Origin of the sequence: Streptomyces sp. NPDC050439 (genome assembly GCF_040655335.1) — a bacterium.
GTDB lineage: Bacteria > Actinomycetota > Actinomycetes > Streptomycetales > Streptomycetaceae > Streptomyces.
The window spans coordinates 820034-832302 of the sequence record NZ_JBFAJT010000003.1 but is presented as its reverse complement, the minus strand read 5'-3'; the positions used below and the strand labels follow the sequence as shown (position 1 = coordinate 832302).

General features: G+C 70.8%; 9 protein-coding genes and 3 tRNA genes. 6 read left to right on the top strand and 6 right to left on the bottom strand.

All coding sequences use genetic code 11. The features are described from left to right. Nucleotides 1-28 precede the first annotated feature (28 nt). Nucleotides 29-1354, top strand: coding sequence for an RNA polymerase sigma factor (locus AB0I66_RS16790; RefSeq protein ID WP_363208563.1), 1326 nt, complete (start codon nucleotides 29-31; stop codon nucleotides 1352-1354). 14 nt (nucleotides 1355-1368) lie between these two features. Here AB0I66_RS16790 and AB0I66_RS16785 read toward each other — a convergent pair whose 3' ends face one another. The 4 genes from AB0I66_RS16785 to AB0I66_RS16770 form a co-directional block, all read right to left on the bottom strand. Then, a complete protein-coding gene (locus tag AB0I66_RS16785) occupies nucleotides 1369-3294 on the bottom strand; it encodes an ABC transporter ATP-binding protein (protein ID WP_363208562.1) in 1926 nt (641 codons plus the stop codon). Then, nucleotides 3294-5027 (bottom strand): ABC transporter ATP-binding protein, encoded by a 1734-nt coding sequence (locus tag AB0I66_RS16780; RefSeq protein WP_363208561.1) that lies wholly within the window; start codon nucleotides 5025-5027, stop codon nucleotides 3294-3296. Before AB0I66_RS16780 ends, AB0I66_RS16785 begins: the two co-directional genes overlap by 1 nt. A gap of 199 nt (nucleotides 5028-5226) precedes the next feature. Further along, entirely contained in the window at nucleotides 5227-6666 is a 1440-nt protein-coding gene (locus AB0I66_RS16775; RefSeq protein WP_363208560.1) for an FGGY family carbohydrate kinase, read from the bottom strand. Nucleotides 6667-6728: 62 nt separating this feature from the next. Continuing rightward, entirely contained in the window at nucleotides 6729-7031 is a 303-nt protein-coding gene (locus AB0I66_RS16770; RefSeq protein ID WP_363208559.1) for a YtxH domain-containing protein, read from the bottom strand. Nucleotides 7032-7209: 178 nt separating this feature from the next. Here AB0I66_RS16770 and AB0I66_RS16765 point away from each other — a divergent pair. The 4 genes from AB0I66_RS16765 (at nucleotide 7210) to AB0I66_RS16750 (ending at nucleotide 8019) form a co-directional block, all read left to right on the top strand. Beyond that, nucleotides 7210-7282, top strand: a tRNA-Asn gene (locus AB0I66_RS16765). A gap of 5 nt (nucleotides 7283-7287) precedes the next feature. Further along, nucleotides 7288-7360 (top strand) — tRNA-Asn (locus AB0I66_RS16760). Between the two features lie 176 nt (nucleotides 7361-7536). Further along, nucleotides 7537-7610 (top strand) — tRNA-Ile (locus AB0I66_RS16755). A gap of 169 nt (nucleotides 7611-7779) precedes the next feature. Beyond that, entirely contained in the window at nucleotides 7780-8019 is a 240-nt protein-coding gene (locus AB0I66_RS16750; RefSeq protein WP_363208558.1) for a hypothetical protein, read from the top strand. On the opposite strand, the gene AB0I66_RS16745 is transcribed toward AB0I66_RS16750, so the two are convergent. Together AB0I66_RS16745 and AB0I66_RS16740 are read right to left on the bottom strand one after the other, a co-directional pair. Continuing rightward, complete coding sequence (locus tag AB0I66_RS16745; protein WP_363208557.1) at nucleotides 8016-9617, bottom strand: GAF domain-containing protein; 1602 nt, start codon at nucleotides 9615-9617, stop codon at nucleotides 8016-8018. The genes AB0I66_RS16750 and AB0I66_RS16745 overlap by 4 nt on opposite strands. A gap of 99 nt (nucleotides 9618-9716) precedes the next feature. Continuing rightward, nucleotides 9717-10754 (bottom strand): rod shape-determining protein, encoded by a 1038-nt coding sequence (locus tag AB0I66_RS16740; protein ID WP_363208556.1) that lies wholly within the window; start codon nucleotides 10752-10754, stop codon nucleotides 9717-9719. Between the two features lie 250 nt (nucleotides 10755-11004). On the opposite strand from AB0I66_RS16740, the gene AB0I66_RS16735 reads away from it, so the two are divergent. Then, entirely contained in the window at nucleotides 11005-12261 is a 1257-nt protein-coding gene (locus AB0I66_RS16735; RefSeq protein WP_363208714.1) for an MFS transporter, read from the top strand. The last annotated feature ends 8 nt before the right edge of the window (nucleotides 12262-12269 follow it).

Below are 12269 nucleotides of genomic sequence, written 5' to 3'. Positions count from 1 at the left end.
CGTGTGTCGTACCCCACACTGGGTTGCGGTGCCTGAGTCCTCGGAGCGCGGCCGGCCCGCAGACAGCGGATGCGGAACCGGTACACCCGCGATTCCACACATCGTGTTCGGGACGGACAGCGGCGAGGCCGTCGAAGCCGATCCCGCTGTACCGCTGCCGCACGCCTCAGCAGCGATCATCATGGAGGTCGCCCCCGTGCAGACCCAGACCCTCAGCCAGAGCGAGACCGCCGTTGCCGCGGAAGCGGAGGCAGCGGCGGATACGGACGTCATCGCGGCCGTGCCGCAGCAGGGCCGCGCCGCACGGCACCCGGAGGCGGGTCACGAAAGCCCCGGGGTCCAGACGGCCCCCGAGCCCTCGGACGCGCCGGTGGAGGCACTCGAACCGGACAGCGGCGAACTGCCCCTGCCGCCCGCGCCCCGCAGCCGCGCCGACACCGGCGGCCCCTCATCCGACCTGTTCCGGCAGTATCTGCGCGAGATCGGCCGGATCCCCCTGCTCACCGCGGCGGAGGAAGTGGAACTTGCGCGCGGCGTCGAGGCCGGCCTGTTCGCGGAGGAGAAGCTGCGCCTCGCCACCGACCTGGACTCCCAACTCGCCCTCGACCTGGACAAGCTGGTCGTCGTCGGCCGGATGGCCAAGCGCCGCCTGATCGAGGCCAACCTCCGCCTGGTCGTCTCCGTCGCCAAGCGGTACGTCGGGCGCGGGCTGACCATGCTCGACCTCGTCCAGGAAGGAAACCTGGGCCTGATCAGGGCGGTCGAGAAGTTCGACTACGCCCGCGGCTACAAGTTCTCCACGTACGCGACCTGGTGGATCCGTCAGGCGATGTCGCGGGCCCTCGCCGACCAGGCCCGCACCATCCGCGTCCCCGTGCACGTCGTGGAGCTCATCAACCGCGTCGTCCGCGTCCAGCGCCGCATGCTCCAGGAGCGCGGTTACGAACCGACGCCCGAAGAGGTCGCCGCGCACCTCGACCTGCCGCACGAGCGGGTCAGCGAGGTCCTGCGCCTGGCCCAGGAGCCGGTGTCGCTGCACGCGCCCGTGGGCGAGGAGGACGACGTCGCGCTCGGCGACCTCATCGAGGACGGCGACGCGACGAGCCCCGTCGAGTCGGCGGCCTTCCTCCTCCTGCGCGAGCACCTGGAGGCGGTCCTCTCCACGCTCGGCGAGCGCGAACGCAAGGTGGTCCAGCTGCGCTACGGCCTCGCGGACGGCAGGCCCCGCACCCTGGAGGAGATAGGACGCATCTTCGGCGTGACGCGCGAACGCATCCGCCAGATCGAGTCCAAGACCCTCAACAAGCTGCGGGACCACGCCTTCGCGGACCAGCTCAGGGGCTATCTGGACTAGCCCGGTACAACGAGCTAGTCGACCTCGGCCACGGCCTGCGCGAACTGAGCCGCGTACAGACGCGCGTACGCGCCCTCGGCGGCCAGCAGGACGTCATGCGTGCCCTGCTCCACGATCGACCCGTTCTCCATCACCAGGATGGTGTCCGCGTCACGGATCGTGGAGAGACGGTGCGCGATGACGAACGAGGTCCGCCCGTGGGCGAGCCGCGCCATCGCCTTCTGGATGAGCACCTCCGTACGCGTGTCGACCGAGCTGGTCGCCTCGTCGAGGACCAGGATCACCGGGTCGGAGAGGAACGCCCGCGCGATCGTGATGAGCTGCTTCTCGCCCGCGCTCACCCCCGTGCCCTCGTCGTCGATGACCGTGTCGTAGCCGTCGGGCAGCGTGCGGCAGAAGCGGTCGGCGTGGGCCGCCCGCGCCGCCTCCTCGATCTCCTCACGCGTGACGTCCTTGGCCGCTCCGTACGCGATGTTCTCCGCGATGGTGCCGCCGAAGAGCCAGGTGTCCTGGAGCACCATGCCGATGCCGGACCGCAGTTCGTCGCGCGACATCTTCGCGATGTCGACGCCGTCGAGGGTGATGCGCCCTCCGGTGACCTCGTAGAACCGCATCAGCAGATTGACCAGCGTGGTCTTGCCCGCGCCGGTCGGACCGACGATCGCCACCGTGTGGCCGGGCTCCACCTTCAGGGACAGGTCCTCGATGAGCGGCTTGTCCTTCTCGTAGCGGAAGGACACCTGCTCCATCTCGACCCGGCCGCGCGGCTGTTCGGGACGCATCCCCGGCACCGGGTCGGCGTCCTGCTCCTCGGCGTCGAGCAGCTCGAAGACGCGCTCGGCGGAGGCGACACCGGACTGCACCAGGTTCGCCATCGAGGCGACCTGCGTGAGCGGCATCGAGAACTGCCGCGAGTACTGGATGAAGGCCTGTACGTCACCGATCGACAGCGCGCCGGACGCGACCCTCAGGCCGCCCACCACGGCCACGAGCACGTAGTTGAGGTTCGACATGAAGAACATCAGCGGCTGCATGGCCCCGCTGTTGAACTGCGCCTTGAATCCGGCCTCGTAGAGCGCGTCGTTCTGCTCGGCGAAGGCCTTCGCCGACTCCTCCTGGCGCCCGAAGACCTTCACCAGGTTGTGCCCGGTGTACATCTCCTCGATGTGCGCGTTGAGCTTGCCGGTGGACTTCCACTGCTGCACGAACTGCGGCTGCGACCGCTTGCCGACCTTCGTCGCCACGAAGAACGACAGCGGCACGGTGACGAGCGCCACCAGGGCGAGCAGCGGCGAGACGTAGAACATCATGATCAGGACGCCGACGATGGTGAGCAGGGAGTTCACCAGCTGGCCCATGGTCTGCTGGAGGGTCTGGCCGATGTTGTCGAGGTCGTTCGTCGCCCGGCTGAGCACCTCACCGCGCTGCCGCTTGTCGAAGTACGACAGCGGAAGCCGCGACAGCTTCTCCTGCACGTCGCCGCGCATCCGGAAGACGGTCTTGTTGATGGCGCGGTTCGAGAGCCGCGTCGACACCATCATCAGCAGACCGGCGATCAGGAACGTGACGAGGGCGAGGAGCAGCACCTCGCCCACGGCGTCGAAGTCGATGCCCTGGCCCGGCGTGAAGTCGACCCCGGAGAGCATGTCGGCCATGCCGCCGTCGCCCTTGTCGCGCAGGCCCTCGATGGCCTGCTCCTTGGTGACCCCGTCGGGCATGTCACGGCCGACGATGCCCGCGAAGAGCAGGTCGGTGGCCTTGCCGAGGATCTTCGGGCCGAGCACCGTGAGCGCCACGCTGAGCACTCCGGCGGCGATCATCCCGTACATCGTGGTGCGTTCGGGTCTGAACTGCGCGAGGAGCCGTTTGCCGGACCCCTTGAAGTCCATGGACCGGGCGTCCGGCCCCGTCATCATCATCCGTCCGCCCGGACCGGCCATCACGCGGCCTCCGCTTCCGTCAGCTGGGAGAGCACGATCTCCCGGTAGGTCTCGTTGCTCTCCATCAGCTCCTGATGGCGTCCCGTCCCCACGACCCGGCCCTCGTCCAGGACGACGATGCGGTCGGCGTCCCTGATCGTCGCCACGCGCTGGGCGACGATCACGACGGTCGCCTCGGCGGTCTCGCGGCCGAGCGCGGCCCGCAGGGCGGCGTCCGTGGCGTAGTCCAGGGCCGAGAAGGAGTCGTCGAAGAGATAGATCTCGGGGCGCTGTACGAGCGTCCTGGCGATCGCCAGGCGCTGGCGCTGACCGCCGGAGACGTTCGTGCCGCCCTGCGAGATCGGCGCGTCCAGGCCCTCCTCCAGGCTCTCGACGAAGCCCTTGGCCTGGGCCACTTCGAGCGCGTGCCAGAGCTCCTCGTCGGTCGCGTCGGGGTTTCCGTAGCGGAGGTTGGTGGCGACCGTGCCGGCGAAGAGGTACGGCTTCTGCGGCACCAGGCCCACGGTCCTCGCGAGCAGCGCCGGCTCGATGGTGTGCACGGGCACGCCGTCCACCAGGACCTCGCCCTCGGTGGCGTCGATGAGCCGCGGCACGAGGCTGAGCAGCGTCGACTTGCCGCTGCCGGTCGACCCGATCACGGCGGTCGTCTCACCGGGCCGCGCGACCAGGCCGACGGCCTTCAGCACGGGCTCCTCGGCGCCGGGGTAGCGGAACCCCGCGTCGCGGATCTCCAGGTGGCCGTGGCGCCGCAGCTCCGTCACGGGGGAGGCCGGGGGCACCACGCTGCTCTCGGTGTCCAGGACCTCCTCGATGCGCTCGGCGCAGACCTCGGCGCGCGGCACCATCATGAACATGAAGGTGGCCATCATCACGGACATCACGATCTGCATCAGATACGCGAGGAACGCGGTGAGCGCCCCGATCTGCATGCCGCCGCTGTCGATGCGGTGCGCGCCGAACCACACCACGGCGATCGACGAGACGTTCACGACGGTCATGACGATCGGGAACATCAGGGCGAGCAGCTTGCCGGTGCCGAGCGACACGTCGGTCAGCTCGGCGTTGGCCTGCCGGAAGCGGTCCTTCTCGTACGCGTCGCGGACGAAGGCGCGGATGACGCGGTTGCCGGTGATCTGCTCGCGCAGCACGCGGTTCACCGTGTCCAGGCGCACCTGCATCGTGCGGAAGAGCGGGCGAAGGCGCTTCACGATCAGGCTGACGCAGACCGCGAGGACGGGCACGACGGCGACGAGGATGCCCGAGAGCGGTACGTCGAGGCCGAGCGCCATGATGATGCCGCCGACGCACATGATCGGCGCCGACACCATCAGCGTGAACGACATCAGGACCAGCATCTGTACCTGCTGGACGTCGTTCGTGGTCCTGGTGATCAGCGACGGCGCGCCGAACTGCCCCAACTCCCGTGCGGAGAACGACTGCACGCGGTCGAAGACGGCGGCCCTGACGTCGCGGCCGAGCGCGGACGCGGTGCGGGCGCCGTAGTAGACGGCGCCCACGTTGCAGATCACCTGGGCGACGGTGACGGCGATCATGATGCCGCCGAACGACAGGATGTAGCCCGTGTCGCCCTTCACGACACCCTCGTCGATGATGTCGGCGTTGAGCGTGGGCAGATAGAGCGAGGCACACGTCTGCAGGAACTGCAGCAGCACCAACAGGGCGATGGGCTTCTTGTACGGGCTCAGGTGGGCCCGCAGGAGTCGTATGAGCATGGTCTCTTCGAGAGGCGTGGGCGGGATCTGGAGCGGGCGCCCCTATCCTCCGGTACCGCACCCGGGGGCGTGCAACCGATTAAGTCATGACCCGGTAAAAAAATAGGCCGGGTCAATAAGTGCTCATGGTCCCTGCGGGTCCGTCGTGGCTTGTCGCGCAGTTCCCCGCGCCCCTGAGGGGCGCTCCCCCGGGCGCCCCTCAGAAACCGCTCGCCGCGAGTGCCCCAGGATGAGCCTGCTCCCGCACCGTTCGGTACTGCTGTCGTACCGCCTGGCCCACGGCGTGCTCCTCGCCCGGCTCGAATATCTGCGCGGCCGCGCCCTGCCAGTACGGCAGTTGGCCGTTCAGTGCCCAGGCCGCCTGCCGTGCCGCACCGATCGCCGCGTAGTCCGCGGGCTGCGGCACCACGACCTGCGTGCCGAACAGCATCGGTGCCGCCGCCTGCACCGCGGGCAGCTCGGCCGCCGCGCCGAGCAGGAAGACCCGGCGCACCTCCACGCCCCGCGACCGCAGCACGTCCAGCGCGTCCCCGAGCCCGCACAGCATGCCCTCGAAGGCCGCCCGCGCCAGATGCTCCGGCCGCATCGACTCACGCCGCAGTCCGGTCAGGGTGCCCGCGGCGTGCGGCAGATTCGGCGTCTTCTCGCCCTCCAGGTACGGCAGAAGCACGAGGCCGTGCGCACCCGGCGTCGACTTCATGGCCAGCTCCGAGAGCCCCTCCAGATCGGGCACCCCCAGCATCTCGGCCGCGCCGCGCAGCACCCGCACGGCGTTCAGCGTGTGCACCACGGGCAGATGCATGCCGGTGGCGTCCGCGAGCGAGGTGATCGTCCCGCTCGCGTCGACCAGGGCCTCGTGGTGCACGGCCATGACGGACCCCGAGGCGCCCAGCGAGACGACCGCGTCGCCCTGCTGGACCCCGAGCCCGAAAGCCGCCGCCATCGTCTCGCCCGTACCCGCCGAGATCAGCAGCCCCTCCGGCGTCGTCCCCGCCGGCTCGGCGGGTCCGATCACCTCGGGCAGCATCGCCTGGTGGCCGAGCGCGAGCTCCACGAGATCGGGGCGGTACGTGCCCGTCGCCGCCGACCAGTAGCCGGTGCCGGAGGCCCCGCCCCGGTCGCTCGTGCGCCGCGCGGGCCGTCCGAGGAGCTGCCACACCAGCCAGTCGTGCGCCTGCATGAGAGAGGCGACGCGCCGCGCCGCCTCCGGTTCGTTCTTCGCCAGCCAGCGCAGCTTCGTCACGGGGTGCGCCGCCTGCGGGACGCATCCGACGGCCTGCGCCCAGGCCTCGCGGCTGCCGAGCCCGTCGATCAGGTCGGCGGCCGCGACCTGCGCCCGCCGGTCGTTGCCGACCAGCGCGGGCCGCACGGTGTTGCCGTGCTGGTCCAGGGGGACGACCGCGTTCTGCTGCGCGGAGACGCCGATGGCCTGTACGCCCTCCAGCAGCCCGCCGCCCGCTGCCTCACCGAGCGAGAGCAGCCAGGCCTGCGGATCCACGTCCGACGGACGGCCCGCGCCATCGGGGCCCTCCGTCGGATGCGGGGCATAGCCCTGCTTGAGTACGGCGCCCGTGTCCGCGTCACAGACCACGATGCGCGTGAAATCGGGCGAACTGTCCAACCCTGCGACTATCCCCATGCCTGGAATTCTGCCGCACCGCGCGACGTGTCCCGTACCTCAGCGCTCAGGAGCCGCCCCGGCTACGTATTACTGGTGCCCCAGTCGTCCTCACCACTGCCCTGCCCGCGCTCGCGCAGCGACCGCACCCGGTCGGCCACCGAGTCAGGGACCCGGTCCCCGACCTTCTCGGACACGGTGTGGAAGGCCTTGCCCGCCACGTCGCGGCCCTGCTGTGTCGCGGACTCCACGGTGTTGCGCACCGCCGGGTTCTGCGCGAACTCGCGGGCGGACTTCCTCAGCTTCTCGTAGCGCTCGCGGCCTGCCCGGGTACCGAGCACGTACCCGAGAGCCAGTCCCGCGACGAATGTGAGCCGGTAGCGCATGGCTGCCACCCTTCCCTTGCCTCGGCATCGATCGTCTGTTCGCTCATCTGCTGCCCCGTGTGGGCGGTGGGGATACCGATTGGCGGAGCACCCCCCTGCTTGCGCTAATGTATGTGTCGCAGCGACCGCCCGCCGCCTGGAGAGTTCCCAGGTAGCGGCGTTCGATGCAACGAGACGATCCCCTGTAGCTCAATTGGCAGAGCAGCCGGCTGTTAACCGGCAGGTTACTGGTTCGAGTCCAGTCGGGGGAGCTCGGTCTCCTGTAGCTCAATTGGCAGAGCAGCCGGCTGTTAACCGGCAGGTTACTGGTTCGAGTCCAGTCGGGAGAGCTTGTGGGAAGGACCCTTGGGATTGCCCCCAAGGGTCCTTTTTCGTGCCTGGTGGAACCATCGGGGCAGCCCTGCGGTCCTCATGGTCGAGCGAAGCCGACCATCCGAAGCAGGAGATCGTATGAGCGGCTATGCTGCGGCAGACGGCGCGCACAAATGTGCGCGACGCGCCGTTAGGGGCGGTAGCTCAGCCGGTTAGAGCAGCGGACTCATAATCCGTCGGCCGTGGGTTCGAGTCCCACCCGCCCCACCGAAGCGCTTGGGGCGCAGGAACGATTCCACCTGCGTCAGCAGCGCAAACCTCCCCCGTCCTGGCTTCAGACCAGGAATCCGGGGCAGCAGGGGCTCATGAAGATATTGATCGTCCTGGTGGTCATCGGCCTGGCCGCGGCCTGGTACGTGCAATCGCGGAAGCGGCGTTGAACGCGCACGCCGGATCCGCGGCGGCCGCGCCGGTGGCCGTGCATCCGTCGTCGGGCACAGGAGGCCGCCGGGTGACGGTCCGGGGGGCGATCCTCGGCCTCGCGCACTCCGACGCGGACGTGGTCGAGTTCCTGCGCCTCGCCGGGCTGTCGGACGCCGATGAGCTCCTGGACGATCCCGCGTGGGTGAAATGGCGCGGAGGGCGGGCCCACCACTACGAAGCGGAGTCCGCCTAGAGCGGTGCCTGCCAGGTCGTGGTCGTGCCCGCGCCGACGCCGTCCGTCGTGCCGTCGTCGTAGACCGTCAGGCGTACGCCCGTCCGGCCGTCCGGCAGTGTCGCCCGCGCGTCCACCGCCACCTCGATGCGGGTGACGTCGGGGCGGCGGGACGCGGTGGCCAGGGCGCGGCGCAGGGCTGCCAGGAGGTGGCCCGCCGTCGGCTCGGTGACGCGGGCGTCGACGGCTCCGGTGAAGTGCACCGAGGGCTGGACGCCCACCACCGCCGCCGCGCCCGCCGTCTCGCGGAGCACCTTGCCGCGGAACGTGGTCGGGGCGTCGGCGGGTGGCTGCTGGAGCGCGAAGATCGCCGTGCGGACCTCCTGGATGGTCGACTCCAGCTCGTCCACGGCCTGGTCGAGGGTGGATTCCACCTGCGGCGACGTGTCCCTGCGCCGGGTCGACTCCAGCATCATCCCCGTCGCGAAGAGCCGCTGGACGACGAGGTCGTGCAGGTCGCGGGCGATGCGGTCGCGGTCCTCGAACACCGCCAGGCGCTGCCTGCTCTGCTGGGCGTCCGCCAGGACGAGGGCCAGCGCGGCCTGTGAGGCGAACTGGGTGGCGAGCAGACGCTCCACGGAGGTGTACGCCCGCTCGCCCCTGCGGCGGGGCAGCGCGAGCGTCCCGATGAGCCGCCCGCCCGCCTGCAGCGGCAGCATCATGCTGGGCCCGAAGTTGGTCCGTACGTGCGTGGTCATCCGGGGGTCGGTCGCGGAGTCCTCGACGAACACCGGCTCGCCCCCGAGGAGTTGTTCCAGGACCGCGCTGCCGGGCTCGATGGTCGTGCCGATGAGGTCGTTCTGCAGGGCGTTCGGGTGGGCTTCGGCCCCGCTCGGGGGCGTGATGCCGTCGTCCTCCTCCGTCGCCGCCGCGACGATCCGCATGCCGCCCTGGTCCGTGGGCTGCAGGATCACCCCCGCCGACGCGCTCGCCAGGATGCGGGCCTGCTCGGCGACCTTCATCAGCGCGTCGGCCGCCGGTTCGCCGGTCAGCAGGGCCGTGGTGACCGCGGCGGCGCCGTCGATCCACCGTTCACGCTGCCTGGCCGCCTCGTACAGGCGGGCGTTGCCGATCGCGATGCCCGCCTGGCTCGCCAGGACGCGGAGCAGTTGCAGGTCCTCCTCGGTGAAGCGGCCCTCGCGCTTCTCCGTGAGGTAGAGATTGCCGAACGCCTCGTCGTGGACGTGCACCGGGACGCCCAGGAAGCTGTGCATCTCCGGGTGCCCAGGCGGTACGCCGCAGGAGCGGGGGTCCGCCGTCAGGTCGTCCAGGATGAGCGGCTTCGGCTCGCGGATCAGGGTGCCCAGGAGGCCCGAGTGGCCGTCAGGGAGGGGGCCGATGCGCTCCCGCTCGGCCGCGGTCAGGCCCGCCGTGAACAGGTCGGTCAGTTTGCCGTGCCCGGGGTCGATGACGCCCAGCGCTCCGTACCGGGCGCCGGTCAGCTCGGTGGCGCTCTCCACGATGTGCTGGAGCGTGGTGTGCAGTTCGAGGTCCGAGCCGACGCCGAGGACCGCGTCCAAGAGGGGCACCAGGGAGAGGGGCAGGTCGTCGCCGTTCATCGCGCGGCGACCCACGCCTTCTCGACCGGGCCCGTCGACGTGTCCATCAGGTGCCCATGCCCATGCCCGTGCCCATGTCCGTGCCCGTGCCGAGCCCGGTCAGCCGGAGAGCGGGTTGAGGACCAGGGGCTGGATCTTGCCCTCCAGCATCGCCCCGAGCCCCAGCACGGCGCACACGTCCGGCCGTTCGGCGATCTGCACCGGCATCCCCGTCGCGTCCCGCAGCATCTGGTCCAGGCCCGGGAGCAGCGCGCTGCCGCCGACCATCATGATCCCGCGGTCTGCCAGGTCGGCGACCAGGTCGGGCGGGCAGTCCCGCAGCACCTTGCCGATGCCGTCGAGCACGGCGGTGAGCGGCGTGTGGATCGCCTCGCGGACTGCGGCGGTGTCCACGTGCACCGAGCGGGCCAGGCCCGTGGCGACGTCACGGCCGTGGATCTCGGTCGACTCGGGGCCCTGCTGGGTGAGGCCGTTGCCGCGCAGGGCCAGCTGGAGCGGACGTACCGACTGGCTCGGGAGCATCAGCTCGTGGTGGTGGCGCAGGTGCTGGACGATCGCGTTGTCGATGGCCTCGCCGCCGACCGGGATCCGCTGGGCCGTCACGATCGACCCCAGGGACAGCACCGCGACCTGCGTGGTCGCGGCCCCGCAGACCAGGATCATCGTCGCCTCCGGCTGCTCCACGGGCAGCCCGCAGCCGACCGCGGCCGCGATGAGCGTGTCCACCAGCTCGACCCTGCGCGCCCCGAGCCCGACCATCGTCTCGACGGCGGCGCGCTGGGCCAGCGGGTCCGCGTCGTGCGGCGTGCAGGCGGCGGCGCGCAGCCGGGGCTTGCGGCGCAGGGTGCGGCGGAGCTTCTCGCCCAGGAGATGACGCAGCATGCGCTGGGCCATCTCGATGTCGACGACGGTGCCGCCGGAGACCGGCCGCACGACGCGGATGTAGCCCGGGGTGCGTCCCGTCATCTGCTCGGCGAACTGACCGACCGCGATGAGCGCGCCTGTCCTTGTGTTCACGGCGGCGGCGCTGGGTTCGTCGACGACGAGACCGGCGCCCTTCACGAACACCCGGGTCCTCGCGGCACCCAGGTCGACGGCGATGTGGCAGCGGCGCAACTGCTCCAGACTGACGGTCATGGCAGATCCTCCCGAGAGCGCAGACCGTACGGACCGTCGGACGACGGTCCCATCTCGCATCGTGCGGTGGCCGCGGGCGGCGCGCGCGCTGGGCTGAGCCGGGTGGGGTGCCGCCGCACGGGTGGTCTTGATCGCGTCGCGGGCGGCGCAGTTAGCATCCCGTGTGACGCATACGCCCCCGGAAGAAGACGAGGCCGACGGCTCCCGCATACCCGGAGCTGCCGACGACCCCCCGCTGTCCCCGCTACCAGTGGAGCCCCAGGGGCCCGTCGCGAAAAGGCGGATACTCGCCGATCTGACGCCTTTGCGTACGTCCGTCGACTACCGCCGTCTCTGGGCCGGCAACACGATCTCCTGGATCGGCCAGGCGATGACCGCGCTCGCGGTCTCCCTCCAGGTCTACGACATCACGCACTCCAGCTTCTCGGTCGGCCTGGTGGGACTCTTCTCGCTGGTCCCCCTCGTCGTGTTCGGCCTGTACGGGGGCGCCATCGCGGACACCGTGGACCGGCGCAAGCTAGGCCTCTGTTCGTCGCTCGGCTCGTGCGGGCTCTCGATGGCTCTCGCGGCGGGCGCGTTCGCGGGCTTCCACCACGTGTGGTTCCTGTACTCCGTGGTCGCGCTGCAAGCGGTGTGCGGGGCGCTGAACTCGCCGGCGCGGTCCTCGATGATCCCGCGGCTCCTGCCGCCGGAGCAGTTGCCCGCGGCCAACGCGCTGTCGTCGATCACGACGACGGGGGGCACGATGCTCGGCCCCATGCTGGGCGGCCTCATCGTCGGCCTGTGGGGATACCAGGCCGCGTACACGGTGGACGCGGTGGCCTTCAGCGCGTCCCTGTACGCGATGTGGCGGCTGCCGGCGATGCGGCCCGAGGGGGCGGGAGCGGGCGCGAAGCGGGCGTCCGTGCTGGACGGGCTGCGGTTCCTCGCCACCCGGCCGAACCTGCGGATGACCTTCTTCACGGACATGTGCGCGATGGTCTTCGCGCACCCGCGGGCGCTGTTCCCCGCGGTGGCCGTGGTGTGGTTCGGGGGCGACGCGAAGACGGTGGGCCTGCTGGTCGCGGCGCCCGCGGTGGGGGCGCTGCTCGGTGCGGTGTTCTCCGGCTGGCTGGGGCGGATCCGGCGGCACGGTCTGGCGATCCTGCTCGCGGTGGCCGGGTGGGGCACGGCGATCGCCGTCTTCGGCCTGACCCGGAATCTGTGGCTGGGGCTGTTCTTCCTCGCGGTGGCGGGCTGCGCGGACACCATCTCGATGGTCTTCCGGAGCACGATGCTCCAGGCGGCCGTACCGGACGAGATGCGGGGCCGGCTGCAGGGCGTCTTCATCGTGGTGGTGGCGGGCGGCCCCCGGCTCGGGGACTTCATCGCGGGGTCGGTGGGGGACCTGGCGTCGCCCGGGGTCGCGGTGGTGGGGGGCGGAGTCGCGTGTGTCGCGGCGGTGGGATTGCTGGCCCTGCGGTGGCGGCGGTTCGCCCGATACGACGCGAGGACGCCGGAGGCGTAGGGCCGGAG